The sequence below is a fragment of the Pseudomonas sp. B21-054 genome (assembly GCF_026016345.1).
In the GTDB taxonomy this organism is placed as follows: domain Bacteria; phylum Pseudomonadota; class Gammaproteobacteria; order Pseudomonadales; family Pseudomonadaceae; genus Aquipseudomonas.
Map to the genome: position 1 here is coordinate 3,855,815 of NZ_CP087204.1, position 26,783 is coordinate 3,882,597.

The 26,783-nt window shown below is 60.8% G+C and carries 22 protein-coding genes and 1 pseudogene; 10 read left to right on the plus strand and 13 right to left on the minus strand.

Annotated features, from left to right (window positions below; translation table 11 throughout):
- Positions 1-94 precede the first annotated feature (94 nt).
- Positions 95-595 (plus strand): methyl-accepting chemotaxis protein, encoded by a 501-nt coding sequence (locus tag LOY70_RS30210; protein WP_235195325.1) that lies wholly within the window; start codon positions 95-97, stop codon positions 593-595.
- A 90-nt stretch (positions 596-685) separates the two neighbouring features.
- On the opposite strand, the gene LOY70_RS16790 is transcribed toward LOY70_RS30210, so the two are convergent.
- Positions 686-1,378: a type 1 glutamine amidotransferase domain-containing protein gene (locus LOY70_RS16790; RefSeq protein ID WP_265028530.1), complete on the minus strand. Its 693-nt coding sequence runs from the start codon at positions 1,376-1,378 to the stop codon at positions 686-688.
- 92 nt (positions 1,379-1,470) lie between these two features.
- Entirely contained in the window at positions 1,471-2,166 is a 696-nt protein-coding gene (locus tag LOY70_RS16795; protein ID WP_265028531.1) for a tRNA (adenine(22)-N(1))-methyltransferase, read from the minus strand.
- Positions 2,167-2,549: 383 nt separating this feature from the next.
- Between LOY70_RS16795 and LOY70_RS16800 the strand changes: the two genes are divergently transcribed.
- From LOY70_RS16800 to LOY70_RS16810, 3 genes are all read left to right on the plus strand, one after another.
- Positions 2,550-2,993 (plus strand): hypothetical protein, encoded by a 444-nt coding sequence (locus tag LOY70_RS16800; protein ID WP_265038255.1) that lies wholly within the window; start codon positions 2,550-2,552, stop codon positions 2,991-2,993.
- 526 nt (positions 2,994-3,519) lie between these two features.
- Positions 3,520-4,566: a response regulator gene (locus tag LOY70_RS16805; protein WP_265038095.1), complete on the plus strand. Its 1,047-nt coding sequence runs from the start codon at positions 3,520-3,522 to the stop codon at positions 4,564-4,566.
- 3 nt (positions 4,567-4,569) lie between these two features.
- Positions 4,570-5,523 carry a diguanylate cyclase gene (locus LOY70_RS16810; protein ID WP_265028532.1) on the plus strand — a complete coding sequence of 318 codons (954 nt, stop codon included), beginning with the start codon at positions 4,570-4,572 and terminating at the stop codon, positions 5,521-5,523.
- A 105-nt stretch (positions 5,524-5,628) separates the two neighbouring features.
- On the opposite strand, the gene treA is transcribed toward LOY70_RS16810, so the two are convergent.
- Entirely contained in the window at positions 5,629-7,257 is a 1,629-nt protein-coding gene (treA, locus tag LOY70_RS16815) for an alpha,alpha-trehalase TreA (protein ID WP_265028533.1), read from the minus strand.
- Between the two features lie 121 nt (positions 7,258-7,378).
- Complete coding sequence (locus LOY70_RS16820; RefSeq protein ID WP_265028534.1) at positions 7,379-7,606, minus strand: hypothetical protein; 228 nt, start codon at positions 7,604-7,606, stop codon at positions 7,379-7,381.
- Between the two features lie 312 nt (positions 7,607-7,918).
- On the opposite strand from LOY70_RS16820, the gene LOY70_RS16825 reads away from it, so the two are divergent.
- The 3 genes from LOY70_RS16825 to LOY70_RS16835 are packed head-to-tail and all read left to right on the plus strand — an operon-like array spanning position 7,919 to position 11,227.
- Positions 7,919-8,929: a zinc-binding alcohol dehydrogenase family protein gene (locus LOY70_RS16825; RefSeq protein ID WP_265028535.1), complete on the plus strand. Its 1,011-nt coding sequence runs from the start codon at positions 7,919-7,921 to the stop codon at positions 8,927-8,929.
- 17 nt (positions 8,930-8,946) lie between these two features.
- A complete protein-coding gene (locus tag LOY70_RS16830) occupies positions 8,947-10,473 on the plus strand; it encodes a UxaA family hydrolase (RefSeq protein ID WP_265028536.1) in 1,527 nt (508 codons plus the stop codon).
- Positions 10,474-10,522: 49 nt separating this feature from the next.
- The gene (locus tag LOY70_RS16835) at positions 10,523-11,227 is read left to right on the plus strand and encodes a FadR/GntR family transcriptional regulator (protein ID WP_265028537.1); all 705 of its coding nucleotides are present in this window, start codon (positions 10,523-10,525) and stop codon (positions 11,225-11,227) included.
- Positions 11,228-11,413: 186 nt separating this feature from the next.
- On the opposite strand, the gene uxuA is transcribed toward LOY70_RS16835, so the two are convergent.
- The 6 genes from uxuA to LOY70_RS16865 form a co-directional block, all read right to left on the minus strand.
- Entirely contained in the window at positions 11,414-12,589 is a 1,176-nt protein-coding gene (gene uxuA, locus LOY70_RS16840; RefSeq protein WP_265028538.1) for a mannonate dehydratase, read from the minus strand.
- A 16-nt stretch (positions 12,590-12,605) separates the two neighbouring features.
- Positions 12,606-14,060: a mannitol dehydrogenase family protein gene (locus LOY70_RS16845; protein ID WP_265028539.1), complete on the minus strand. Its 1,455-nt coding sequence runs from the start codon at positions 14,058-14,060 to the stop codon at positions 12,606-12,608.
- A gap of 17 nt (positions 14,061-14,077) precedes the next feature.
- A complete protein-coding gene (locus LOY70_RS16850) occupies positions 14,078-15,370 on the minus strand; it encodes an MFS transporter (RefSeq protein WP_265028540.1) in 1,293 nt (430 codons plus the stop codon).
- Positions 15,371-15,448: 78 nt separating this feature from the next.
- On the minus strand, positions 15,449-16,480 hold the full coding sequence (locus tag LOY70_RS16855) for a Zn-dependent oxidoreductase (RefSeq protein WP_265028541.1): 1,032 nt from the start codon (positions 16,478-16,480) through the stop codon (positions 15,449-15,451).
- Positions 16,481-16,532: 52 nt separating this feature from the next.
- On the minus strand, positions 16,533-17,744 hold the full coding sequence (manD, locus tag LOY70_RS16860; RefSeq protein ID WP_025214091.1) for a D-mannonate dehydratase ManD: 1,212 nt from the start codon (positions 17,742-17,744) through the stop codon (positions 16,533-16,535).
- Positions 17,745-17,748: 4 nt separating this feature from the next.
- Positions 17,749-18,741: a sugar kinase gene (locus LOY70_RS16865; RefSeq protein WP_265028542.1), complete on the minus strand. Its 993-nt coding sequence runs from the start codon at positions 18,739-18,741 to the stop codon at positions 17,749-17,751.
- Between the two features lie 153 nt (positions 18,742-18,894).
- Here LOY70_RS16865 and kdgR point away from each other — a divergent pair, with 153 nt between their 5' ends.
- On the plus strand, positions 18,895-19,677 hold the full coding sequence (kdgR, locus tag LOY70_RS16870) for a DNA-binding transcriptional regulator KdgR (RefSeq protein ID WP_265028543.1): 783 nt from the start codon (positions 18,895-18,897) through the stop codon (positions 19,675-19,677).
- Positions 19,678-19,719: 42 nt separating this feature from the next.
- Here kdgR and LOY70_RS16875 read toward each other — a convergent pair whose 3' ends face one another.
- From LOY70_RS16875 to LOY70_RS16885, 3 genes and pseudogenes are all read right to left on the minus strand, one after another.
- The gene (locus LOY70_RS16875) at positions 19,720-22,614 is read right to left on the minus strand and encodes an EAL domain-containing protein (RefSeq protein WP_265028544.1); all 2,895 of its coding nucleotides are present in this window, start codon (positions 22,612-22,614) and stop codon (positions 19,720-19,722) included.
- Positions 22,615-22,789: 175 nt separating this feature from the next.
- Positions 22,790-23,841, minus strand: a pseudogene (locus tag LOY70_RS16880) (OPT/YSL family transporter).
- Between the two features lie 231 nt (positions 23,842-24,072).
- Positions 24,073-24,414: a hypothetical protein gene (locus tag LOY70_RS16885; protein WP_265028545.1), complete on the minus strand. Its 342-nt coding sequence runs from the start codon at positions 24,412-24,414 to the stop codon at positions 24,073-24,075.
- A gap of 238 nt (positions 24,415-24,652) precedes the next feature.
- On the opposite strand from LOY70_RS16885, the gene LOY70_RS16890 reads away from it, so the two are divergent.
- The gene (locus LOY70_RS16890) at positions 24,653-24,889 is read left to right on the plus strand and encodes a hypothetical protein (protein WP_123347139.1); all 237 of its coding nucleotides are present in this window, start codon (positions 24,653-24,655) and stop codon (positions 24,887-24,889) included.
- A gap of 107 nt (positions 24,890-24,996) precedes the next feature.
- Positions 24,997-26,763, plus strand: coding sequence for a S8/S53 family peptidase (locus tag LOY70_RS16895; protein WP_265028546.1), 1,767 nt, complete (start codon positions 24,997-24,999; stop codon positions 26,761-26,763).
- The last annotated feature ends 20 nt before the right edge of the window (positions 26,764-26,783 follow it).

Genomic DNA, 26,783 nt, shown 5'->3' on the forward strand with positions numbered 1-26,783 from the left:
GACGGACCTGGGCCAGGTCTTGGCCCATGCCAGCCAGCAGCAAGAAGAAATGGCCACGCAAATCAAGCATTACTCGGGCGAACTGCATCTGTCGATGGATGACCTGACGGGCACCATCGATCGGCAAAACACCGTTGCCGAGCAGGCGGGCACGACCGTGGAGCAGCTAGCCACGCAAGCGGGTGAAGCGGTGGTTGGCGCTCGTGCCCTCGCCAGCTCAAGCCTGCGTATCCAGTCGATCGTGCAAGTGATTCAGCAAATCGCCGGACAGACCAACCTGCTGGCCCTCAACGCCGCCATCGAAGCGGCGCGGGCCGGTGAAATGGGCAGAGGTTTTGCCGTGGTGGCCGACGAGGTGCGCAAGCTCGCGGAAATCACCCGCAAGAATGCCGCTGAAATCGGCGTGGATATCGACCTGTTGTCAAAAGAGATCCAAGGCGTCGCCCAACAGATCGAAGACCAGTCCGTAGCCGTGAGCGCCCTGCGCGAGATGCTCGATGTCTTGGAGGACTCCAGCCGCACCACCGAAGGCACGGCGCAGCGCACCAAGACCATCGCAGACACCTTGACCGGGCTGACCCATGCCAGTGCTTGAGCCGCCACTCACGGCGCCTTGATTGAGCAGGCGCGTCAGGGTATCGCCGTGGGCAATACCCTTAACGACAAGGTCGGTGCCAACGCCGGCTCAGGCCTTTTGTTCCTGTTTCAGCCGCTTGAGCAGCGCTTGGGCGGCGGCTTCGGATGAAGCCGGGTTCTGACCGGTGATCAAATGCCCGTCCTCGACCACATAGCTGGCCCAGTCCGCCGCCTTGGAATATTCGCCCCCGTTGGCCTTGAGCATGTCCTCCACCAGGAACGGCACCACCTGCGTCAGCCCCACGGCCTCTTCCTCGGAGTTGGTGAACCCGGTGACTTTTTTGCCCTTCACCACAGGCTGGCCATCCGGGGCTTGAACATTCTTGAATACACCAGGGGCGTGGCAAACGGCGGCCACGGGTTTATTCGCGGCGTAGAAGGCTTCGATGAGGGTCTTCGAATCCGTGTCCTCGGCGAGGTCCCACAGAGGCCCATGACCGCCTGGATAAAACACGGCATCGAAGTCATAGGGATCAATCTCGCCCAACAGCACCGTGCTGGCCAGCGCCGCCTGGGCTTTCGGATCGCTGCGAAAACGGCGCGTCGCCTCAGTCTGGGCGTCCTCTTCATCGCTCTTGGGGTCCAACGGCGGCTGTCCGCCCTTGGGAGAGGCCAGCGTGATGGTCGCGCCGGCGTCGACAAACACATAATAGGGTGCGGCGAATTCTTCCAGCCAAAACCCTGTTTTCTTGCCGGTATCGCCCAACTGATCGTGGGATGTCAGGACCATTAGAATGTTCATGTGGGCTTATCCTCCAAAGGAAAGGGCTGCGCGGGGTCGTGCTGCATTACTTTCAGAGGCTGCACTGGCGTAGACGTTCCCCACCCTATGACTCAAGCCAGCAACTCATTGATCCACCGGGCCTGCCGGGCGACTTCCTGGACCTTTTCCTCGGGCACCGCCTGGCGCGCCCGGGCAAAGTGAGCCAGGGTCCGCTGTTTCACGCGCAATATCCGCTGCCACTTGACCAGGAACACCGGACTGCGGGCCTGCATCTGCAGCGGGCCGAAGTACAGCTCCTCGGGGGTATACAGCACCGGCCCGACGCGCTCGGCGACGATGATTTCGTAGTCGAAGCGATTTTCTCGCAGCACTTCCTCGCAAAGGATGCGGTAACCATTCTCCATCAGCCATTGGCGCAGTGGCTGCTCACCGCCGTTGGGTTGCAGGATCAACCGCTCCTGGCCACTCAGGCGTGCCTTGCCGCTGTCGAGGATGTCGCGAATCGTCTCGCCGCCCATGCCGCAGATGCTGATCGCCGTAATGCCGTCTTCCGGTTCGATCGCCGCCAGGCCATTGGCCAGGCGCACGGTGATCCGCTGTTCCAGGTCGTTCTCGCCCACGGTGCGTGCGGCCGAGCGAAACGGCGTCAATGCCACCTCTCCGGCCACCGCCGCCGCGATGGCGCCACGGCGCATCAACGCCACTGGCAGGTAGGCATGGTCCGAGCCGATATCGGCCAGGCGGGCCCCCGCTGGCACCTGTGCCGCCACCCGCTCCAGGCGCATGGACAATGTGTGTTCGTTCAACTACAGCCCCTTTTTCACTACGAACGTCCGGTCGCTTTAGCCGGATCGGAAGGTGATTCTGTCGAGCCTCGCCGGGCATTTCAAATGCCTGCGACCGAAGCGGAGCTTGGAATGCCCTCAAACGGCACTTTTTTTTGAGAAAAGGAAGCGCCGCTTTTTTGGGCTCGTCTTTATGGGTGGGGTTTTATAGTTTGTGTGTATATCCGTTTCTTCGGTAACGGCGGCTGGCGGTTCCGCCCTGACGGCGGGTCACTTTCGAAAATCCGGAAGCCGGCCCAGGCGAAAGTAACCAAAGCGCTTTAGCCCCACCACTCGGTGCCTCGCCTAGGCTCGGCATGCCCGAACGCAGGCATTGCTCCGTGGGCCGCCGCGAAGGGCCATCCATGGCCCAGCGCGGCTACCTCGGCATCCATGCCGAGGTACCCACTGCGCAATACCTGCGTTCGGCCAGCGTGGTTAATGGGGCGCTCAGATCAAGATCAAGATCTAAAGCAAGCAAAGCAAAGCAAAGCAAAGCAAAGCAAAGCAAAGCAAAGCAAAGCAAAGCAAAGCAAAGCAAAGCAAAGCAAAGCAAAGCAAAGCAAAGCAAAGCAAAGCAAAGCAAAGCAAAGCAAAGCAAAGCAAAGCAAAGCAAAGCAAAGCAAAGCAAAGCAAAGCAAAGCAAAGCAAAGCAAAGCAAGAGCGGGAGTATATCCAGCATCTATGTGGCTGATATATCGCTATCGCGAGCAAGCTCGCTCCCACATGGGGTTGCTGGGTGTTCACAACATCTGCACACGACACAAAACCCCGTGGGAGCGAGCTTGCTCGCGATGACGTCGACATAACCAACATCACCGCAAACTGACCCTCCGCTTTCGCGAGCAAGCCCGCTCCCACAGGAGAAACGCGGTCCCACCCAAACCAGGCCGGCTATAAGGCCGCCTCGTAGTGGACGTTGATCTCGGCGCCCCGTTAACCACGCTGGCCGAACGCAGGCATTGCGCAGTGGGCATCCCGGCATGGATGCCGGGATAGCCGCGCTGGGCCATGGATGGCCCTTCGCGGCGGCCCACGGAGCAATGCCTGCGTTCGGGCATGCCGAGCCTAGGCGAGGCACCGAGTGGTGGGGCTAAAGCGCTTTGGTTACTTTCGCGCTTTTTCGAAAGTGACCCGCCGTCAGGGCGGAACCACCAGCCGCCGTTACCGCAGCAACGGATATACACACAAACCAAAAAATCCACGACAACCCAAAAAAACGGCGCGCTCCCATCACGGAAGAAGCGCCGCTTTTAAATGAACATCATGACCCCATATGGGAGGTTTTTTCGATAAACCTTATGGTCTGGCAGGTCTTTGCTACCCTATGACATGATGCACGTAAGACATTCCCTGATAGCCAACCTCTTAAAGAGTGCTTCTGTGTCAGTGATTCCCCTAGTGGTGTGTGACGATTCCAACATGGCTCGCAAACAAGTGCTACGAGCCCTGCCAGCGGATTGGCCGGTTTCGGTCACCGAGGCCATCAACGGTCGCCAGGCCATGGACGCCATACGCCAGGGCTTGGGACAGGTGGTACTGCTCGACCTGACCATGCCGGAGATGGACGGTTACCAGGTGTTGAGCGCGTTGCGCGACGAAGGATTGAAGGCCCAAGTCATCGTGATTTCCGGTGACGTTCAGGAGGAAGCGGTGCGCCGCGTGCTTGAACTGGGCGCACTGGCTTTCCTGAAAAAACCTTTCGACGAAGACGATCTGCGCCAGACCCTCAGCCGGCTGGGGCTCCTGACGAAACCCGGGCAGACGCCGCTGCAGAATCGCTCGGAAACAAACACCGTCATCAGTTTTCACGATGTGTTCCGCGAGACGGTCAACGTCGCCATCGGCCAGGCAGCCGCCCTGATCGCCAAGGTACTCGGGGTTTTTGTGCAGTTGCCCGTGCCGAACGTGAACATCCTCGAAGTCGGTGAGTTGCACATGGCACTGGCCGATGCCGGCAGCTCCCAGCAACTGACGGCCATCTGCCAGGGATTTATCGGCAGCGGCATCGCCGGTGAAGCCCTGCTGATCTTTCACGACTCGGAAGTCTCTGATATCGCGCAATTGATGCAGCGTCAGAATGCCGATTACTCGGACCTGGAAATGCTGCTGGACCTCTCCAGCGTCCTGATCGGCGCGTGCCTGAGCAGCATTGCCGAACAGATCGACGTGGTGTTCTCCCAGGGCCACCCGCAGATTCTCGGCCAACACGCGGCCATCGATGAGCTGATCCTGCTCAACCAAAAACGCTGGAAAAAGACCCTGGCCGTCGAGATCAGCTATAGCCTGGAGGGGCATGACATTCGCTTCGATCTGTTGCTGCTGTTCACGGAGGACTCGATCGAGCGCTTGACCCACAAACTTGCCTATTTGATGAATTGAGCCATGAATGATCCTGTTGATCTGACCGAGTTCCACTGGTTGCTGACGATTGTCCAGAGCATCGATGTGGGTGTGGTCGTGCTCGATCGCGACTACCGTGTGCAGGTCTGGAACACCTTCATGGAGAACCGCTCCGGGGTCCAACCCAAGGACGCCCACAACCAGAATTTCTTCACGCTGTTCCCCGAGGTCGACCGCCAATGGTTCAGCCGCAAGGTGGAAAGCGTCGTCACCCTGGGCACGCCAGCGTTCACTATCTGGGAGCTGCGTCCGTATCTGGTGCGGTTCAAGAACTACCAGCCGATTACCGGCCAGGAAGAGTTCATGTACCAGAACACCACGTTGCTGCCTCTGCACTCTCCCGACAGCAAAATCAGCCATGTCTGCCTGGTGATCTATGACGTCACCGACGTCGCCACCAATCGGCATCAGTTGCAGGCCGCCAATGCGCAACTGCAGCAACTCTCCAGCACCGACCGGCTGACCGGCCTGTACAACCGCGGTCATTGGGAAGAAAGCCTGAAAGCCGCCCATGCCCGGAACCAACGCTATGGCAATGCCTTGAGCCTGGTGATGTTCGATATCGACCACTTCAAACGGGTCAACGACACCTATGGCCACCAGGCGGGCGACAAGGTGATCGAACGAATTGCCAAGCTGGTGCGCGAGCATGTGCGCGAATCCGATGTGGCCGGGCGTTACGGCGGCGAAGAGTTCGGCGTGGTGCTGTCGGACACCGACAAGGCCGGCGCACAAGTTTTCGCCGAGCGTCTGCGCCAGGCAGTCGAAGAGCTGGAAGTGCGGCACAACGACCAGGACATCCGCTTCACCATCAGCCTGGGAGTGGCCGACCTGAGCCAGCCCTCTAACTCCCACGCCGACCTGATCGCCTGGGCGGACAGCGCGCTGTATACATCGAAGAAGACCGGACGCAATCGGGTGACGGTGTATGAGTAGATAAAGCACGGAGCACGGGACCACCGCCGGTCACGTGCTCCGTTGGCGCTCGAAACGGCCTTCCCCCTTTACGTTATAGAGAGAGACTCGAGCAGGCCTTGCACTTCATTCACCTACGGGCGCTGGGGAGCTTGCGCCGTATTTGCTCATCAGCTTGAGCGTGACGCCGTTCGTCCAGCCGAAGCCGTCCTGCAGTTCATACTCGCCGCCTCCCCCGCCATCGCCCCGTCCAGATAGATCGTATTTCTCCACGAGCTTGTTTTCCTTGCGATAAAGGTTCTGAACCTGCTGCAAAAAGCGGCTGCCAATCTGTTGCGCCAACGCGGTTTGCCGGTATCGGTCCAATCCCTCCACTGCGACCCACTGCAACGGTGCCCAGCCATTGGGCTCATCCCACTGCTGACCATTGCTGACCTGGGTCGTGGCGATGCCGCCGGGACGCAAGAGGCCGTCGCGTACCGCATCGGCCGTGCGGTTTGCATGCTCGACAGAGGCAAGACCGGTGTACAGCGGAAAAAGCGTAGCGGCGGTGAGTGACTGGCGTTGTTGCTTGCGTTGCCAGTCGTAATCCACGTAGAAACCGCCATCGGCATTCCACAGGTGCTTCTCGACGGCACGCTGGCGCTGCTCGGCGCGCCGGCCATAAGCCTGGATGCAGGACGTGTTTTGAATGGTTTCACAGCCTTTGGCGATGGTACGCTCCAGGTGATAGATAAGACTGTTCAGGTCCACGGGCACCATCGATGTGGTACGTATGGTCGTGAGATTCTGGCCATCGTCCAACCAACGAGAACTGAAGTCCCAACCACTTTCGGCGCCAGCGCGCAGGTCACGCCAGACCTCCTGCTTGGGCCTCTGCGGCACCTGCTCGGCGGTGCTGACATCTTGCAACCAGGACTCCTGGCGTGGCGTCGCGCTGGCATCCCAATAACGATTCAGAACGCTGCCATCCGCGAGTTTGACGACGTGCCGGGCGGCCGCACCGGGCTTGAGCGCCTGGGCGCCTTCCATCCAATAGGCATATTCCTTCTGCAATTGTGGCAGGTACCGCCCATAGGCCTGGTCGCCTTCAATACGGGCCTGCAACTCGACCATGTAGGCAAAGAATGGCGGCTGCGACCGGCTCAGGTAGTAAGTGCGATTGCCATTGGGGATGTGGCCGTAGGTGTCGATCATGTAGGCAAAGTTATCGGTCATCTGGCGAATCCGTGCCTTCTCGCCACTTTGCTCGAGTCCCAGCATGGTGAAATACGAATCCCAGTAATACATCTCGCGAAAGCGCCCACCCGGCACCACATAAGGCTGCGGCAAGGGTAACAAGCTGCTGTAGATAGGCACTTGACTGTAGGTTCGGCTTAATACGGGCCAAAGGCTGTCGATGTGTTCTTCAATCGAAGCACCCGGTTTCGAGGGCGGGCTTTGAGCCTCGCCGGATTCGATGAAATTGTCCTTCACAAAGGCTTTGATATCGAAGCCTTCACGGTCACGCCAGGCCAGATAATCGGCACGGATTTGCGCGGGGTCACGCTTGGGCAACGCGTCCACGAAGTGTTTCTGGTCAGTGAAAATCTGTTGGCGTTGCACCGCTTCAAACAGTTCAGGGTAAGCCTGGTCGGGTGGCACGTTGGCTCGCCCCTGGGCATCTTCATAGCTCCATGTCGCAGGCGGTTGATTTGAGCAAGCCGCGCAGAGCAGCGCGGTGAAGGATAGGCTGGTGAAATATAAAGGTCGCATCAATGGCTCCATGTTGTCGTTCCTGACAAACGAGTGACATGGGCGCGGGGGCTGGGTTCACCGAAATTCATCAGTCACTGTCAGTTCCCGCACAGGTAGACGGGAAATTGAGCGAGGTGGGTCAGTCTTGGTCAACCGGCTTGAAGGCTTGCGGATAAAGCGCCCGCGCCTGTTGCTCACAAATCACGTCGGCATAACGCTCCAGTTGTTCCCAGAACACTCCGCAGGATGAGCACTGATGCAGACGAGCATGCAGCACGATGCTGACGGCGAGTTCCGGCGGATGTTCGCCGGACTCCCAGAGTGCGCGACAGACTTCGCAGCCTTTTTCCTTCCACTGAGTGCTCATCAAATATCCTCGTAGGGGCTCCACCCTAAACCTCACTCACCCCGGCTGGGGGTGCCCGGCGCATTGTCGAGAAGGTAGAGAAATCGAACCGTCTCTACAAACCTTTCATTTGGTCTGTCCAATCCATTTTTCAATAAATTGGTCTTGCCAATATTTTTTCCGGCGTGTAGTTTTTAGGCAAAGATCATCCGAGCGGGTCACTGCCCGCCTACAACAAAAAAGAGAGCCTCGGTCCCGGCAGCCGTGCGCTCACATCCCTCCTCCCGCCTGCAGGCACACCCACTGCCTGCACGCCCGCCAAGGAGCATCAACATGCTGACTGTCATCTGTAACGAGCCCGGCTCGTTAACCGCCATCGAAACTGAAAAGCCCCTCAGGGGGCCGGCAGAGATCCTCATCCGGGTCAAGCGTGTCGGGGTCTGTGGCACCGACCTGCATATTTTCACCGGCAATCAGCCCTACCTCGAATACCCGCGGGTCATGGGCCATGAGTTTTCCGGGGTTGTAGAAGAGACTGACAGCGCCAGCGACCTTTCCATCGGTGACGTCGTCTACGTGATGCCTTATCTGTCCTGCGGGACCTGCATCGCCTGTCGCCAGGGCAAGACCAACTGCTGCACTCGTATCCAGGTGCTAGGGGTTCACTGCGACGGCGCTTTTACTGAGTACCTGAGTGTTCCGAACGAATTCGTACACAAGGCCGTGGGGGTTTCCCTGGACCAGGCAGCGATGATCGAATTCCTGTCGATCGGGGCGCACGCCGTACGTCGTTCGAACGTCCAGGCGGACAAGCACGTCCTGGTGGTCGGCACGGGGCCGATCGGTATGGCGGCGGCGATCTTCGCCAGCCTGCGTGGGGCGAAAGTCACGGTGCTGGATACCCGTGAGGATCGCCTGTCGTTCTGTAAAAAACACCTGGATATCCATGCGGCGGTGCAAATCGGCGAAGGCGACAAGCAGACCCTGGCTGAACTCACCGGGGATGATTTTTTCGACGTCGTGTTCGATGCCACCGGCAACGCCCGGGCCATGGAACGCGGGTTCGAGTTCATCGCCCACGGCGGCACCTATGTGATGATCTCGGTGGTCCGGGACTCCATCACCTTCTCCGACCCGGAGTTTCATAAGCGTGAAGCCACGCTGATGGGCAGTCGCAACGCGACCAAGGAAGACTTCCACTACGTCGAGCAGTGCTTGCGCGACGGGCTGATTCCGGATGCGGCCCTCAACACCCACCGACTGACCCTCGGCGATGTCGCCCACTCGTTCACCACCTTGCTCGACCCCAAACAGGGTGTGGTCAAGGCCATCATCGAGTGCTAGGACTGGGAGGACGTACCATGAACTTGCCTTCTTCTTTGCTGGTCTTGACGCCCGGCGATGATGTCGCGGTGGCGCGGGGTGATATCGCCGAAGGTCAACGCCTGAGTGCCGATGGCATCGCGCTGATCGCCCGACAGGCCATTCCATCCGGCCACAAGATTGCCCTGCGCAGCGTATCGGCGGGCCAACGGGTGCTCAAGTATGGACAGACTATCGGCCAGGCAACCCAGGACATCGCACCCGGCGATTACGTTCACGTGCACAACCTCGACATGCCCACCACCAACGCTGAACACAGTGTGCGGAACGTCTACGTCCCCACCTCGCCCAGCAGTGACGGCGCGACGTTCGAAGGTTTCGTCCGCGCGGATGGACGGGTTGGGACACGCAATTACATTGGCGTCATTTCCAGCGTCAATTGCTCGGCCACCGTCTGCAAACACATCGCCAATGCGTTTTCTGCCGAGCGCCTGAAAGACTTTCCCAATGTCGACGGCGTCGTTGCAATCACCCATGGCAGCGGTTGTGGCATGGGGGCCAAAGGTGAAGGCATCGATATCCTCAAGCGCACCTTGCGCGGGTATGCCGATCACGCCAATTTCGCTGGAGTCCTGCTGATCGGCCTGGGTTGCGAGGTCAACCAACTTACCCCGCTGATGAACGAACTCGATGATCGCCCAGCCGCGCTCAAGGCCAGCCTGATCATCCAGGACGCGGGCGGTACTCGCGAAACGGTGCAACGTGGCATCGCCCATATTGAAGCGATGTTGCCCATCATCAACCAATGCCAGCGCACGCGCGTGGCCGCCAGCCATTTATGCGTCGGCTTGCAGTGCGGCGGCTCGGATGGTTACTCAGGGATTACGGCGAATCCGGCACTCGGCGCGGCCGTGGATCTGTTGGTGCAGCATGGCGGCACGGCCATTCTTTCGGAAACGCCGGAAATCTACGGTGCTGAACACCTGCTGACCGCCCGCGCCGCATCCACCGAGATCTCGGCAAAATTGATGGAGCGGATCCATTGGTGGGAAGCCTATGTACGCCACAACGACGCAGACATGAACAACAATCCCTCGCCCGGCAACAAGGCCGGGGGCATTACCACCATCCTGGAAAAATCCCTGGGTGCCGTGGCGAAAGCCGGCGCTACCGGGTTGATGGGGGTTTACCAGTACGCTGAAACGGTCCAGGCCCGAGGCCTTGTGTTCATGGACACACCCGGCTACGACCCGGTGTCCGCCACCGGCCAGGTGGCGGGCGGCGCGAATCTCATCTGTTTCACCACGGGTCGCGGCTCGACCTACGGCTGCAAGCCCACGCCGTCCTTGAAGATCGCCACCAACACTGGCCTGTTCCAACGCATGGAGCTGGACATGGATTTCAACGCTGGAGGCATTGTCGATGGCCTGGAGTCGGTGGCCGAGGCTGGTGAGCGGTTGTTCCGACTGATGCTGGAGACGGCTTCCGGACGCCGCACCTGCAGCGAGGAAAACGGCTTGGGCGATAACGAGTTCCTGCCCTGGCAGATCGGCGCGGTGATGTGAATCAAGCGTCTATGGTAGCCTTCGCCGACTATCTGATGGACGTCGCCCCATGGTCTCACCGCTAAATACTTCTGAGCGAAAGCCGTACCAGAAAATCGCCGACCAACTTCGCCACTACATCGCCCAGGGTGATTTCAAAGCGGGCTCCAGGCTGCCCCCCGAGCGCGATTTGACCCAACTGCTGGGGGTTTCCCGACCTTCGCTGCGCGAAGCGCTCATCGCCCTGGAGATAGAGGGCGACATTGAAATCAAGATGGGCTCAGGCGTATACGTGCGCGCCAGGCCCGAGGACGGAAAAAACACCAGCGTTACCTTGGGCGAGAGCCCATCGGAACTGATGCAGGCGCGCGCCTTGATCGAAGGTGAATCCGTGGTCCTGGCCTGTTTGCACGGCAAGAAAAGCGACTATCGCTATTTGCAGGAATGCATCGACGCCATGCGCGCCAGCATCGCCAACGGCCAGCCGCCACTGGAAGACGACCGGAAATTTCATCAGCGCCTGGCCAAGATGAGCGGCAACTCCGCCCTGGTGCGGATCATCGTCGCGCTCTTTGATGAACGACACAACCCGATCTCGGCGCACCTGAGCAAACACTCAGAGAATGCCCTGACCTGGGAAGCCGCCGTCGTCGAGCATGAAGCGATCCTGCGCGCGGTAGCCAACAAAGACGTGCTCGGCGCCCAAACCTCGATGCGCCAGCATTTGAGCCGCTCGGAGAACCGCTGGCTGCGCGCCCTGGAGCCGGAGGAGTAAATAGACTGGGCCCGCAGCTAATGGCTCTCTGTGGGCAGGCAATTGATCGTTCCCACGCTCCCGCGTGGGAACGCCGCCAGGGACGCTCCGCGTTCCGCTTCTGCAAGGTGACGCAGAGCGTCAGGAGATGCATTCCTTTGCTGCGCGTGGGAACGATCAATCCGCGCTTACCGGTCCGTTCTTGAGCTACCCCAACTGCCGACGCACGGCCAGTTCCACACCACGGATTTCCGCCAGGCCCTTGAGGCGGCCGATCAACGAGTAGCCGGGATTGCTTTTGCGGTGCTGGTCGTCGAGCAGTTGATGTCCATGGTCCGGACGCAGCGGCAAGCGCGGCCCGCCTTCGCGCTCACGCCTGCGCTCTTCTGCCACCAGGGCACTGATGACCCCCACCATGTCGACGTCGCCATCCAGGTGATGGGCTTCGTGGAAACTGCGTGGGTCCGCTTCCCGGCGGGTTGAGCGCAGGTGGGTGAAGTAGATGAAGGGCGCAAAATGCTTGGCCATCGCCACCAGGTCGTTGTCTTCGCGCACGCCATAGGAACCGGTGCAGAACGTCAGGCCATTGGCCGGGCTTGGAGCGGCGTCCAGCAACCATTGGGCGTCTTCAGCGGTGGACAGGATGCGTGGCAAGCCTAGCAGCGCACGGGGCGGATCGTCCGGGTGAATCGCCATGCGCACCCCCACCTCCTCTGCCACTGGGATCACCGCGCGCAAGAAATACCCCAGGTGTTCACGCAACTTGGCTTCGTCGATGTCGGCGTAGGTGCGCAGCAAGGCCCGGAAGTTTTCCAGGCTGTAGTGTTCCTCGGCGCCGGGCAGGCCCGCGATCAAGGTATTGACCAGGTTTTCGCGCTGGGCGGGCGTGAGTTGCTCGAAGTAGGCCTTGGCCTGCTGGATATCCTCGGTGCCGTATTCGGCCTGCGCCCCCGGGCGCTGGAGGATGAACAGGTCGAAGGCGGCGAACGCGGTTTGATCGAACCGCAGTGCCCAGCCGCCATCCGCCAATTCATAGGTCAGGTCGGTGCGGGTCCAGTCCAGGACCGGCATGAAGTTGTAGCAGACGATATCGATGCCACAGCTCGCCAGATTGCGCACGCTTTGCTGGTAGTTGGCGATGTACTCGTCGCGCCGGCCGCAGCCGCGCTTGATGTCCTCATGCACCGGAATGCTTTCCACCACCGACCAGCTCAAGCCGGCCGCTTCGATCATCTGTTTGCGCGCCGCGATGGCCTCCACCGGCCACACTTCGCCGTTGGGAATTTCGTGCAACGCCGTGACGATACCGGTCGCCCCGGTTTGACGGACGTCCGCCAGGGAGATCGGGTCTTTGGGGCCAAACCAACGCCATGTCTGTTCCATGTTGTTCTCCTTGTTATCAGTTGGGTGCGGCAACGGTGTGCAGAAGGCTGCCGATGCCATCGCGAACCAGGTCGCCATAGGCGCCTTGCACGGCATTGCGAAAGGCAGCGCGAGCCGACAACTCGGCCGGGAAGACTTCATCCAGATCGAGAAAAGCCTCCACCAATGACGGACCTTCGAATCGCCCCGCCAGATCGGCAAAAGTGGCGCGCAAAGGATCGTCAATCAGCTGTACCGAACCGCCGGGCAACGACTGCGTGCAATAGTGAATCCAGGCTGCGATGCCCAATGCGGTACAGGCGATGCCACTTCCCTGGTCGAGCAATTGCTGCGCACCAAGCAACCAGCGTTGCGGCAGTTTCTGCGAGCCGTCCATGGCGATCTGGCGCAACCGATGTTGCAGACTGTCATTGGCAAAGCGTGCCTTCAGATCGTGGGCATAGACCGAAAGATCGATACCCGCAGGCATGTTCAAAGTGGGCGCTGCTTCCTCGGCCATGTAACGCCCGATCAGGCGCAACAGGTTCGCGTCGCTGACGGCATCGAAAACCGTTTCATGGCCGACCAACAGTCCCACATACGCCAGCAACGAATGGCTGCCATTGAGCATGCGCAGTTTCATCGTTTCGAACGGGCGCACGTCCGCCACCATCTGCACGCCTTCCACTTCCCAATCCGGGCGGCCGAGGGGAAAGTGATCCTCGATCACCCACTGGCTGAAGCTTTCACAAACCACAGCCGCCGGGTCGTGACAGTCCAGTTGCTCCAGTCGCCGGAAGGATTCGTCATCCATGGCCGGCACGATGCGGTCGACCATACAGCTGGGAAACGCCACCTGTTGGTCGATCCACCGGGCCAGCGCCTCATCCTGCCTCGTCGCCAATGCGCTGACCGCCTGGCGGGTGCGCTGGCCGTTGTCGGGCATGTTGTCACAGCACAACACGGTGAAGGCCGGGATGCCAGCGACGCGGCGCCGACGTAGGGCTTCGAGGACAATGCCAGGCGCTGAGCGCGGCGTTTGCGGATGAGTGAGGTCATGGGCAATCACCGGATCTTCGCTGCGCAATTGCCCGGAGGAAGGGCTCAGGCAGTAGCCTTTTTCGGTGACGGTGAGCGTGACGATCCGCGTTTGCGGCGCGGCCATGCATTGCAACAGCTGCTCCAGGTCAGCGCCGCCCTCGCCCACATACAAGGCCTGGCGCAGTACCCCGATCTCACGCAGCGTCACCTGTTCGCGGTCGCGGTACTCGGCAACAGTGTAGCGGCCCTCCTGCTCGCGCAATTGATCGACCAATCTGTGGTTGGAGCGTAGGTTGGCACTGCACAGCCCCCAGTCACTTTCGCCATGGCGATTGAGATGGCGTTGCAGATAGACCGCCTGGTGGGCGCGATGAAACGCCCCCAAGCCCAGGTGCACGATACCGATCTGCGCCGCAGCGCCGGTGGAAGGTACACGTTTCACAACAGGCATCGACACGCTCCTTCTGTTCAGGGATGGCTCAGGGCCGAAGCCGATTGGGAGCCTTGTGCACCCAAGTCGCCGGTATCAGCTACCGCCAGGGGTTTTACATAGCGCGCCACACACACGGCACCGATCACGGTCAACAGCCCCGCCAGCAAGAACGCACTGGTGAACGAACCGGTGAACTGCACCAGGAAGCCCGTGAGGGTCGGGCCGACGATGCCCGAGGTGTTCGCCAGAAAGTGCATGAAACCACTGACGCCGCCCACCCGCGCCGCCGGTACGGTGTCCTGGATGATCGCCCAGTAGATCGCCCCGGTGAGGTACAGGAAGAACACTGCCAGGGCCACGAGGGTGACCGCCGGATACAGGGTCTTGACCATCCCGGCACAGGCGATACAGACGGCGCAGGCCAGCAGGCAGGTCACCAGCACCACTTTGCGGGAGAACATCATCCGCCCGGTTTTCTTGAACACGAAGTCGGAAATGAAACCGCCCAAGGCCAGGCCGAGGAAACCCAGGACCCAGGGAATGACTGTGGCGATGCTCATGTCCTTGACGTTCAGGCCGTGGGCCATGGTCAGGTAGCTGGGGAACCAGGTCAGGAAGAAGAACAGCGTGTAGTTATAGGAAAAGAACGCCAGGGAGGTGAACAGCACCGTCGGCTGCTTGAGGTAGAAGCGCAACGGGAACACCGGTTGCGCCGCCAGCTCGCTTTGCCCCTCGCCCCGAAGAATCTCCTCGGCCTGCTCGCCCTCGGGCTTTTCCTTGACGAACTTGTACCACACCGCCGCCCAGATCAAGCCGACCAGCATGATGATAATGAACGAGACCTTCCAGCCGTAGGTGACGGCGATAAAGCCCACCACCGGGCCGGAAATCGCCCCGCCCAGCGGCGTGCCGGACATCGACGTACCAATCGCCCGCGCCCTGCGCTTGGGGGCGTACCAGTTGTTGACCATCTTGCTGGTGGTCACGCTCAGCGGTCCTTCGCCCATGCCGAACAGAATCCGGATAAGCACCAGCGAAGCAAAGCCTACCGTCAGTACGGTCAGGCCACTGAACAACGACCACAACACCATCGCCAACAGCAACGTGGTCTTGGCGCCGTAGCGGTCGGCAGCCCAGCCGCCGATGAAGTTGAAAGCGGCATAACCGACGAAAAAGCTACTGAAGATCATGCCCATCTCACCCGTACTCAGACCGTAGTCCTTCTGGATGAATGGCGCCGCCACAGACAATGCCGAACGGTCGAGGTAATTGATGACCCCGGCCAGGAACAGCATGATGATGATTAAGCTACGTCCTTGACCAAACATGGTGGAGCCTCCCGCTTGTTGTGTTTATTCGGTGAGGATGCCCATAACAGGCACGATGAAACCGGTGGTACAAACGGCTCAGTGATGGGCGTTCGTCAGCTCCACCAAGACCTTTCGGGTTTGCTCGGGGTGTTGCTCGATCAGCTCGATGGCGCCGGGCATCTCGTCGAAGGTGACGCGATGGCTGATCAGGTCCTGGACCTGCAACTGGCCGCTGGCGATCAGTTCGATCACCTTGGGGAACTTGCGGTTGTTGAGCCGCGAACCCACCAGGGTCAGTTCCTTCTTGATCATCTCCAACTGCACCAGATCGCTGGGCGTGGCCGTGAAACCCAGTAGCCCGATGCGGCCAGCCGGCGAGGCCAGGCGCACCATCTGCGGCATCAGTGCCGGGATGCAGGCGGCATCGACAATCAACGGCACGCCCTCGCCCTGGGTGAGCTCACGCATCGTCGCTTCGACATCGACTTGCTGGCCGTTGAGGGTCCGGCTCGCGCCCAGGGCCCGTGCCGTCTCCAGGCGACTGTCGATGACATCGGTCACCGTGATGTCGGTCAGCCCCAGCGCCCGGGCCATCTGCACCAGCGTCAGGCCGATCACCCCGGCGCCGTAGATCAGGATGCTGTCCCCCGGATGGGGCTGCATGCGATCGAGCACATTCAGGGCAATGGAATAAGGCTCGACCAGGGCGCCATGGCTGAGGGACATCGCATCGGGCAAACGATGGGCGTTCTCTGCCGGCACGCAGACTTGCTCGCTGAAACCGCCATCGCGGTGCACGCCGATCACTTGCAGCCGGGTGCAGACATTGGGCCGGCCGATGCGGCAGGGATAGCAGGTGCCGCAGCTGATCACCGGATCGATGCACACCCGGTCGCCCACTTGCAGGTGCTCGACCCCTTCGCCGACTTGCCGGATCACGCCGGAAAACTCATGGCCGGTCACGCGGGGAAAACGCACGAATGCGTTCTGCCCATGAATGATGTGCATGTCCGAGCCACAGATGCCGGCATACGCCACATCCACCTGGACCTCGCCACGGGCAACCTGGGGTGAGTCGACCTGGGCCAACCCGAACTCGAAGGGGGCTCTTACCTGAAACGCTTTCATCCGGTTACTCCTGACGGGGCATCCGCCCCGCTTTCTATGTGTTGGAAACGCTTCACCAGTGCCAAAGCGTGCCGTCTTCAAGACGGTTGACCGGCAGGCTGGCGCGCTTGTAGGGGTATTGGCGGGCGAGGTCTTCATCAATGTCGACGCCATGCCCCGGTGCTTCGCCCGGCGTGAAATGGCCGTCCTCGAAGCGATAGGCATGGGGGAAGACTTCATCGATGCGCGCTTCGTGAGGCATGTGCTCCTGGATGCCGAAGTTGGGCACCCAGGTATCGAAATGCAGGGCCGCCCCCATGCACACCGGCGACAGGTCGGTGGCGCCGTGAAAACCGGTGCGCACCTGGAACAACGCGGCAAAATCGGCAATGCGCCGCACATGGGTGATGCCGCCGGCATGCACCAGCGTCGTGCGGATGTAGTCGATCAGTTGTTCCTGGATCAACTCGCGGCAGTCATGGATGGAGTTGAACACCTCGCCCACGGCCAACGGCGTGGTGGTGTGCTGGCGGATCAGGCGAAAGGCCTGCTGGTTCTCGGCTGGCGTACAGTCTTCGAGCCAGAACAGGTTGTACGGCTCCACGGCCTTGCCCAGGCGCCCCGCTTCGATCGGCGTGAGGCGATGGTGCACGTCATGGAGGATATGCAGGTCGTCGCCAAAACGTTCGCGCACGGCGGCGAATAGCTTGGGAACATAGTTGAGGTATTTGGCGGTGTCCCAGACGTGTTCGGCCGGCAGGTCGCTGTCGGCCGGCTCGTAGCGCTCGCCGCTGCGCTTGGCGACGCCGTAGGTGGTGGCGATGCCTGGCACGCCACATTGCACACGCACGGCCTTATAGCCCAGCTCGACGTGGCGGGCGACTTCGTCCAGGCAGCCTTCGATGTCCCTGCCGGTGGCATGCCCATAGACCATCACCCGCTCGCGGCTCTTGCCGCCCAGCAACTGATACAACGGCATATTCGCCGCCTTGGCCTTGATGTCCCAGAGCGCCACATCGACAGCGGCGATGGCGGTCATGGTCACCGGGCCACGGCGCCAGTACGCGCCGCGATACAGGTACTGCCAGATGTCCTCGATGCGGTGGGCGTCGCGGCCGATCAGCGCGGGCAGAACGTGTTCCTCCAGATAGGCGACCACCGCCAGTTCGCGGCCATTCAAGGTCGCGTCGCCGATGCCGTAGATGCCCTCGTCAGTGACGATCTTCAAGGTGACCAAGTTGCGCCCCGGGCAGGTAACGATGACGCGCGCTTCAATAATTTTCATAAGTTCAGACCTGTGCAACGGAAGGATATGCAGGCGTGCCCATGCTTGGCATGGCCGCTTGGGGGATCAGCGCGCCTCGGTACTGGACAACCTGGGCAGCCAGGCGGTGGCCCCAGCGCGCGGCCTGCTCCGGGTCCCCGCCTTGCAGGCGGCAGGCCAGGTAAGCGGCGCTGAACGAATCGCCAGCGGCGGTGGTGTCGATGACATGGGCAACGTTTTGCGCGGGCACCTCGAAATGGCCCGCCGGGGTTTGGATCAGACAGGACGCGGCGCCACGCTTGAGGGCTACTTCGCTGACCCCTGCCTGCGCATAAGCGCTGAACAAGGCATCGGTGTCGCGATAGCCGAACAGGATGGCGTCATCGTCCCAAGTGACCAGGGCCAGGTCGGTCAGGCGCAGCAGGTCGCGGTAAGCCTGGCGGGCGGTTTCGGCATCGGGCCAGAGATGGGGACGATAGTTGTTGTCGAAGACGATGCAGGCGCCCGCTTGGCGAGCCCGCTGCAGGGCCTGCATCAGGCGCTTGCGCCCCTCGAGCGTGAGGATCGCCAGGCTGATGCCGCTCAGGTAGACATAGTCGAACCCCGCCAGCGCGTCCAGCATGGCGTCGGCCTCGGGACCGTCGAACATGCGCCGCGCCGCCGCTTCCCCGCGCCAGTAGAGGAAACGCCGTTCGCCGTGTGGATCGGTCTGGATGAAATACAGTCCCGGCAGCGCGTCTTCGATCACCCGGACATGGGCGTCCGCGATCCCCTCGTTTCGCCAGGATCGGCGCATGGCCAGGCTGAATGCATCGCCGCCCACGGCCGTCATGTAGTCCACGGTCACGGCGCTACGACCGCTCAATCTGGCCAAGTACACCGCCGCGTTAAGCGTGTCACCGCCGAAGGTCTGGGTGATCGTCGCACCCGGTTCACCGCGCATCTCGATCATGCACTCCCCCACCAGCGCCACCTTCAAGGGACGGGTGTGTGAGCCATGGGTCCATGTCTCGTCCATCATTACGCGCCTTTTTTATGTTTTTAAAACGGCGTTTCATTTTTCTTTCAAGGCCCGAGTCTAGCCAGATTTCCTGCCCCGTCAAGCAAAATGAAACAGCGTTTTGTTCTGCTAGCGTATATCCTTGGGTTTTACCTTCACGTTGGAGCCTTCATGGACAACAGCGTCATCCCAAGCAACGATCTGGTGTCGGCGGTTGGCCGGACCATGGCCGTACTCGAGGCCCTGGCCGAGCATCCGGAAGAAAGCGGCGTCTCGGAAATAGCCACCAAACTGGACATGTCCAAGGCCACGGTTTATCGCTTTTTGCAGTCGCTCAAGGCGCGGGGGTATGTGGTACAGGATGCCGAGGATCGCTATCGCCTCAGCGTCCGGCTATTCGAACTGGGGGCCCAGGCCCTGCCCCACCTGGACATCGTCCGGGAAGCGGAACCGGGCATGCGCCGGATCAATGAGCTGACGGGCGAGACGGTTCACCTCGGGATTCTCGACGAAGGCAGCATCGTCTACGTGCACAAGATCGACTCCAAGTACAACCTGCGCATGTACTCGCGCATTGGCCGGCGGGCGCCGTTGTACTGCACCGGCATCGGTAAGGTGCTGATGGCCTGGCTTGAAGAAGATGAGTTGCTGGCGCACCTCAAGGAAGAAAGCTTCGAGCGCCGCACGGCCAACACCTTGACCAGCGTCGAAGCCTATCTGGAAGAACTGGAAACGGTTCGCCGGCAAGGCTATGCCGAAGACCATGAAGAGTTCGAAGACAACATGCGCTGCCTGGCGGCGCCGATTCGCGACCGTTTCGGGCACGTGATCGGCGGCATGAGCGTTTCATTCCCGTGTTTTCGCTTCAGGGAGGAATTGAAGCAGGACTACGTCAAGCAATTGATGGAGGCCACGCAGCAGATTTCAGCCCAGTTGGGCTGGCACTCGCGTTGAGTTGTTGCCGGTGCAGCGAAACGTCATCGCCTATGCTCGCGTCTAGCGACCGAGCAGCGAAGTCGCCAACAATGCCTGCAGCCCCATCGGCTTGGCAAAATAATAACCTTGGGCTTGCCCGGCTCCCATTTCGCGCAGCAGGAGCAGCGTCGCTTCATCCTCGACGCCTTCGGCCACCACGCTCAGGTCCAGTGATTCGGCCATACGCACAATCGCCCGGACGATCGCGCGACTGCGGGAACTGGTGGTCAGCTCCAAGATAAACGACTTGTCGATCTTCAAGCCGCTGAAACGGTATTGATGGACATAGCTCAGGGATGAAAATCCCGCGCCGAAGTCATCGAGCACCACCGACATGCCGTTGTCGGCCAATTGCTGCATGGTCAACCGGGCAATGGCTGGCTCAGCCACCAGCGCACCTTCGGTCAACTCCAGGCAGATTCGCGATGGCGCGACGTTGTACCGGGCCAACAGCGCAAGCACATCCTTGGCGAAATCCGGGCGCGCCATGCTGTAGCTGGAACAATTGACATGCACCGGCGGCCAATTGGCGTGCTGGGGCTGTGCGAGGATCACCGCGACGCTGGTGAGCATGTACAAGTCCAGCCGACCGATCAGGCGCAACCCCTCGACATCCGGCAAAAACTGGCCTGGGGCGATGACCCGGCCACCCGGCTGATGCCAACGGATCAACGCTTCAAGGGCCAACAGTTCGCCGGTTTCGACGCTGACAATCGGCTGGAAATACGGCAGCAGTTCGTCGGTGCGCTTGAGCGCATTGCGCAAGGCCCCTTCGCGCTCGACCTGGTCCGAGACTTCACGGCGCACTTCCTGATTGAACACCGCGTAGCTGTCGCGCCCGGCACTCTTGACCCGGTACATCGCTGCATCGGCATCGCGCAGCAAATCGGCGGGGACCAGATGGAACTGCGTGTCGGCACTGACAATGCCGATACTGCAGGACGAAAAAACCTCATGGCCATTGATGAAAAACGGCAGGTCAAACACCGCCAGGATCCGCTCGGCGATCTCGATCACCACGTCCAGCGGCGCCTCGGGAGCCAGCACCGAAAACTCATCGCCCCCCAGGCGTGCCAGCATGTCGGTGTCGCGCAGACAACTGCGCAAACGCTGGGCCGCCTGCATCAACAACAGGTCGCCAAAATGGTGGCCGAAGCTGTCGTTGACCCTCTTGAAACGGTCAAGGTCAATGAACATCACCGTCAGTTGCACGCCTTCCCTCTCGAACCGTGACCAAGCCAGGTTGAGGCTCTGTTGCAGGTAGGTACGATTCGGTAGCCCGGTCAGCGCATCGTGGGCGTTTTCGTGTTGCAATTTGGCATTGGCGTGATCGAGCTCGCGGGTGCGGTCCTGTACCCTCGCTTCGAGCTTGAGGTTGGCGGCGTGGATCGCTTCTGCGGCCGTGCGTCGCGACAACGCGGTGTCGATGTGCCGTGACACAAACGTCAGCAGTTCCTGATCGCGCAGGGTGTAGCGCACCTGCGAGGTATAGCTTTGCACCGCCAACACGCCACGCACGACATCGCCATCGAACAACGGAATGCCCAGCCAGGAATGGAATCGGACGGACTCGTAGGACATTTCGAGCTCACCCTGCGCTGACAAGCGATCCGCGTCCTCGGGGTCGATCAGGCAAGGTCGACGCTGACGGATAACATATTCAGTCAAGCCCCGGCAGCCACGCCGTGCCGTCGGGTGGGTTATTTCCCGCTCATCGACATAATAGGGAAAGGTCACTTCACCGATCGTGTCGTCGAACAGCGCGATGTAGAAGTTCTGCGCGGACAGCAGGTCGCCGACGATACCGTGCAAGGTTTGAAACAACTCAGCCATGTCCCCGGGCTGGCTCGACAGCTCCGCAATCTGGAACAGCGCGCTCTGCAGATGCTCGGCGCGCTCGCGGTCCGCCACTTCCTGGCGCAATGCGTCGTTGACTGCCGAAAGCTCCAGGGTGCGACGCCGCACCGTCTCTTCCATGCCCTCCCGGTTCAGAATCCGGTCCAGCGCCATGGCCACGTGACGGACCACCACCAGAAACAGCGCGCGGTCTTCGGCGCTGTAGGTGCGCGCAACGTCGTAGACCTGCATGGCGAGCATGCCAAACACCTCATCCGAGGCATTTTTCAACGGTGCACCCATCCAGAACTCCGGGCGATCACCCACGCAGTAGAAACGGCCCTCGTCCTGGGCCGCGCGAATACCGGCGGCGTCGATCAGCAATGGCTGGCCGCTGGTCAACACCTGGCCGGTCAATGACAGGTGCGAAGGATCAAGGTATTCGTAGTGCTGGGACTCCACTGCATCCACGTCGATGATGTCGACGTAATACGGATAGTCGATCTTGCCGCTGCGCGGGTCATACAACGCCAGATAGAAATTCTCGGCGTCGATCAGGCTGGCGAGCAGCTGGTGAACCCCCACCAGAAACACAGACCGATCACGGGTCGAGCTGGCCAGGTAGGTAATCTCATACAACACACGCTGCGTGACCTGGGCACGGGCAAGGGTATTGGTCTGTACCTGAATGCCCAGGCGCTGGGCAAACTCGGCGAGCGCCGGTTCCGCGGCTTCATCGACGGGCGCCAATAGCCAACCCAGCACACTTTCGCCTTTGCCGGTCGGCCAACGGTGCAGCTGCCAGGTCTGGCAGAAAGCTTCAAACTCTCCATTGGCAACACTTGACGGCCATTGCACCCCAGCGTCGCCCTGCCCGACCAAATGCATTTGTTCGCCGGCGCGATAAACCGCCCACTGGGTGGTGTGGGCCCAGTGACGCGCCAAGTCGAGCAGTTGTTCAATGGTGTCTTCGTCGCCCGCGTACGCCATGCCGAAAGCATCCGAGTTTTCTTTCTGGTGAGGTGTGGCAGTGTAATCGTTGGGTTGCCGCCGGGGATCGCTCAATGGACGAAAACTCATCAGCGCTCCCTGAGCCAGAAATGGCGAGATTGACTGACTGAATGCCAGCGATGTGCCAGTGAGCCTTCGGTGTAAAGGTTCTAGAGGGTTTTTTCAATCGTTTTATTCGCTTGGGTGCATCTATGCTCGGTAGTCATTGAGCGTTGCCTTCGATTCGAGCGAGCAGCGCCCCCCATCACCCATTCCCGACCATCTGCCACAACGATGCGCCCACCCCGGTAATGCTCTCGCCGGCAATCAAACCCGCCGCCGTCGTGATGGCGAAGCGTTCTGTGAGACTCGGCCAACGGCAATTCACCGCCCAAGTGAGCACGGCGCCCAAGGCCATCATCAGCGACACCGAGGCAGGCAAGACGAAGGCCAGACCCAGGGCCGCGGTACTTGGCAGGTAACGGGCGCGATGCCCGGCCACAGCAGCCATTCCACCAGTGCAGCGAATTGCGGGCCGCTGCTGTCGGGTGGCAGCTGCACCAGGCCTTGCTCCAGCAGCCACGGCGCCAGCCCGCCCCACGCCAGCAAGGCGCCGAGCAGCAGGGTCAGGCCAACGCGAATGCCGATGATCCCACCGAAGCCCACTAACAGCAGCGAAGGGTCAGCGGTAAACGTCAGGCGCTCCAGATGAGGGGTCGGCGACCAGCGTGGGAAAGCCCACATGAAGGTATCGACCCACTTGACCAGCGCGGACAACAACGCGGCGCTGAGCAGCACCTTCAAGCGCGTCGCGGCTTCGTGACCGTGGTTATAGATGTGCAGCAGGGTTTCCAAGGTCGCCATCCCCTCGGGAAATTTCAGCGCCTTGTCATTGAGCAGCGAAGGCCGCAAGTACCAGGCGATCCAGATCCCGAGGAAGCTCACCGAAAAGACCCAGGCGATCATCGGGATGGCGTCCAGCTGTTGACCTGTCAGCAAGGTATAGGCCGGGATAGGCGCGACCAGCCCACCGGAAATGATCGACGCGGCGGCGGACGCCACGGTCTGGTTGATGTTGCTTTCGTGCAAGGTCCAGGGCAGTCCTGCGGTCGAACGCCTGGCCAAGCCTTGCCAGAGGCCATAACCGATCAGCAAGGCAATGATCGACATGTTGAACGACCAACCGATCTTCAACCCTGCGTAGACATTGGAAGGTGTCAGCAGGATACCCAGCACGATCCCCGTGGTGACTGCGCGCAGGCTGAGTTCGCGTTCGACAGGAAGGCTCAGGGGAATCGATGGCGAGGTTTCAAGCATGCGAATTCCTTATCGGCAATGAGACAGCGCGATCATTCAACGCGGCGACCTAACAAATGAACGCAGTATTGGCCCAAGGTTCACATGACGCAGGGGAGCTGTTGCGCGCATGGTGCGGTGCCCATGGCCATTCACCGGCATAAAAAAGCCCCGTAGCCGAATGGGGTACGGGGCAAGGAATTGGTTGGTTGCGGCCAACCAAAGGAGCACGGTAAGAAGCGTCTGCGAAACTTAGATGCAATCCTGGGCGGCACGTCCAAAACTTGAAGGCAGGAGGTTCGAGGCCAGTAAGTGCCGCTCGTAGATGAACACCTTGCCGCCATTCCCGGCCTTGTAGGCCTCCAGTACGTTGTCCGCTGCGACTTTGCTCGGCACGACGATCCGGTAGCTACGCTGAGTCTGGGAGACCGTCGGGTTCAACTTGCCGTCCTGCAGTTTCGGTATGACGCATTCGGCATACTCGGCAGGGGTCTTGTCGGTCTGCAAGGTCAATGTCGGATCGTTTGGCGCGGAGGCACAACCGGCGAGCAGCAAAGAGGCAAACGCCATGACAGGCACGAATAAAGGGCGCATCAGTCTCATCCTGAAAATAAAAAGTTCGATTCATCCGACTAGGGAGCGGCATTACCGAGGTTGCCTTGTCAGCGCAAACCTTGAGCCGCGTGTTCGATGGGTGCGATTCTGCGGCGATGGCCCAGAAAGAAGAACTTGCATTTCTTGATGGTCATTATTACTTCTAGCAATAGTTGCGCGCCGTGCAGATGGATGCACATCCCATCACCACTGAAAAAGATTGCCGAGGCCCTCTTCCTTGAGAACTTTTGACCTGATCCGCGACGCGGTCTTGCCCGACTTTCGTGATCGAGTGGCGGAGTACCTGATCCAGTACGAAACGGTGCTGTTGTCCGAAAACGCAACCGACCCGGCGCTTATCCGGGACACCGCCAACCAATTGCGCGGTTATCTGCGCGGGTTGAACACCACCCGGGTGTTGGGCATGGCCGATTGGGAGGAACTGGACAGACGAGTGGTGAACACGTGGCTGTAGCGCACGATCAACCAAGGGTGTCGACGCTGGGCTGGGAAATTCTGCTCTGAACGAAGCAGGCCATGTGGCAGTCGGAACAACAGACCTTCGGCAAAGAAACCTGGCCCATGCCCTTACGATCCACTGCCCTCGCCACGTTGTTCACGTTGGCTGCCAACACGGCGGCCGCTGCCCCCGAGCCGCTGCGCCTGGAAAACCTGACACGCTGCGGCGACCTGCTGGATGGCCGGCGCCAGGATTGGTGCCTGACAGTGCGCGGGCTGGGAGAGGGAACGCCGCAACTGAAACTGGGGGAAAAGACGATCCCCGTCGATATTGTCCAGCGCGAAGGGGCCAAGCTGCGGTTGCGCCTGGACAGCGCCGATTACCAGAGCGGCCCTCTCTGGCTGGAGGACGGCCCGCGCATCAGCAACGCCGCCTGGCTGACCCTGCGCAACAATCACGTACTGGCCGCCGGGCCGGACGAAGTGGCGAAGAACATGGATGGCCTGAGCACTTACGTTGATCTGGTCAGCGTGCTGATCGAGGAAGATCGCGACGGTCCCCAGGAAGCCGAACGTCTCGCCAGCAAGTACGGGGCGAAAGTGGTCGGCAGCATCGCGCCCCTGAACCTCTACCAGCTGCGTCTGCCGGCCAGGGACCTGGTGCAGCGCGACGCGCTGGTGCTGCGTCTGGGCAGTGAGACCGGCGTGGATGCCGTGGTGGTCGAGGAGTCTGCGGCAGAAGAGAGCGAGCAAGTCCCCGTTCGCCCCGAGGAGCCGAAGAAACCGGCCGCGGACTCCGACGAATGGGCTGCAAACCGCTTTCTCGACGCAGTGAATTACTACCAGCGGCGCATCCCCGGGCAGCAGCCGCCCATCCGACCGCAACCGGTGCGCATTGGCTTGATCGAGCGCGACGTGGATTTCGACAGCGCGGATTTTGCCGACTACCTGGGGGCCTGCTCGATGCCGCGTACCTGCGTCTATGCCCGCGATGCGGATAAACCCGACAACCATGGCACCACCGTCGCCGGCATCCTCGCCGCGCGCTGGAACGACGGCGGCAACACCGGCTTTCTCCGTGGCCTGGACAAGGCAAGCGGTGGCTTCGAGGTCATCGTCGACCGTAATTCCGATGCCGGGATCACCGCTAATATCGCCGCCTCGGTCAACCTCGTAGAGGACGGCGTACGCGTGCTCAACTGGAGCTGGGGGATCCACCGGGTGGGCGCCAAAGACGTCAAGGGCGATGACGTGGACTCCCTGCTGCGCTCGGGCATCGCCATGGGAGGCTACGAGGAACTGCTGGAGGAATTCTTCCTCTGGTTGCGCAAGGAACATCCCGACGTGGTGGTGGTGAACTCCGCCGGCAATGGGTCTTCATTCTCAGGCACCGATGAGTACCGGCTGCCCTCCTCCTTCATTACCGAGCAATTACTGGTGGTCGGGGGGCACCAGCGCAACGAGCGCGCCGCAGTCGCCATCGACGACCCGGCCTATGTGCGCAAGCGCAGCTCCTCGAACATCGACATGCGCGTCGACATCACCGCTGCCGCTTGCGCCCACGCTTCGACGACCGCCGCCGGCCAGGACGGCGCCGTGCATTGCGGTACGTCCTACGCCACGCCGATGGTCGCGGGCCTGCTGGCGGCGATGCTGTCCATCAATCCGCAACTGCAACCCGAGCAGTTGCGCATGCTGCTGCGCCGCAGCGCCATGACCATCGGTGACAATCACGACTTCGAACAGATGGACGCGGAAGATCTCACCGCACCGATCCTGCCGTCGGAGCGCCGCTATCAGCTCAACGACAAGGACGTGGGTCGTTCGGCGCGGCTGGACATGCAAAAAGCGCTGGATCTGGCGGAGCAGAGCCGCAAGCGCGTGCGTTGAATCCAGTCTGATAGGTAAGC

Bases quoted from the DNA above. Each gene is read 5' to 3' on its own strand.
- LOY70_RS30210 (WP_235195325.1), top strand. From the start codon at position 95: ATGGATGACCTGACGGGCACCATCGATCGGCAAAACACCGTTGCCGAG.
- LOY70_RS16790 (WP_265028530.1), bottom strand. From the start codon at position 1,378: ATGAACATTCTAATGGTCCTGACATCCCACGATCAGTTGGGCGATACC.
- LOY70_RS16800 (WP_265038255.1), top strand. From the start codon at position 2,550: ATGGCCCAGCGCGGCTACCTCGGCATCCATGCCGAGGTACCCACTGCG.
- LOY70_RS16805 (WP_265038095.1), top strand. From the start codon at position 3,520: ATGCACGTAAGACATTCCCTGATAGCCAACCTCTTAAAGAGTGCTTCT.
- LOY70_RS16810 (WP_265028532.1), top strand. From the start codon at position 4,570: ATGAATGATCCTGTTGATCTGACCGAGTTCCACTGGTTGCTGACGATT.
- treA (WP_265028533.1), bottom strand. From the start codon at position 7,257: ATGCGACCTTTATATTTCACCAGCCTATCCTTCACCGCGCTGCTCTGC.
- LOY70_RS16820 (WP_265028534.1), bottom strand. From the start codon at position 7,606: ATGAGCACTCAGTGGAAGGAAAAAGGCTGCGAAGTCTGTCGCGCACTC.
- LOY70_RS16825 (WP_265028535.1), top strand. From the start codon at position 7,919: ATGCTGACTGTCATCTGTAACGAGCCCGGCTCGTTAACCGCCATCGAA.
- LOY70_RS16830 (WP_265028536.1), top strand. From the start codon at position 8,947: ATGAACTTGCCTTCTTCTTTGCTGGTCTTGACGCCCGGCGATGATGTC.
- LOY70_RS16835 (WP_265028537.1), top strand. From the start codon at position 10,523: ATGGTCTCACCGCTAAATACTTCTGAGCGAAAGCCGTACCAGAAAATC.
- uxuA (WP_265028538.1), bottom strand. From the start codon at position 12,589: ATGGAACAGACATGGCGTTGGTTTGGCCCCAAAGACCCGATCTCCCTG.
- LOY70_RS16845 (WP_265028539.1), bottom strand. From the start codon at position 14,060: ATGCCTGTTGTGAAACGTGTACCTTCCACCGGCGCTGCGGCGCAGATC.
- LOY70_RS16850 (WP_265028540.1), bottom strand. From the start codon at position 15,370: ATGTTTGGTCAAGGACGTAGCTTAATCATCATCATGCTGTTCCTGGCC.
- LOY70_RS16855 (WP_265028541.1), bottom strand. From the start codon at position 16,480: ATGAAAGCGTTTCAGGTAAGAGCCCCCTTCGAGTTCGGGTTGGCCCAG.
- manD (WP_025214091.1), bottom strand. From the start codon at position 17,744: ATGAAAATTATTGAAGCGCGCGTCATCGTTACCTGCCCGGGGCGCAAC.
- LOY70_RS16865 (WP_265028542.1), bottom strand. From the start codon at position 18,741: ATGGACGAGACATGGACCCATGGCTCACACACCCGTCCCTTGAAGGTG.
- kdgR (WP_265028543.1), top strand. From the start codon at position 18,895: ATGGACAACAGCGTCATCCCAAGCAACGATCTGGTGTCGGCGGTTGGC.
- LOY70_RS16875 (WP_265028544.1), bottom strand. From the start codon at position 22,614: ATGAGTTTTCGTCCATTGAGCGATCCCCGGCGGCAACCCAACGATTAC.
- LOY70_RS16885 (WP_265028545.1), bottom strand. From the start codon at position 24,414: ATGCGCCCTTTATTCGTGCCTGTCATGGCGTTTGCCTCTTTGCTGCTC.
- LOY70_RS16895 (WP_265028546.1), top strand. From the start codon at position 24,997: ATGCCCTTACGATCCACTGCCCTCGCCACGTTGTTCACGTTGGCTGCC.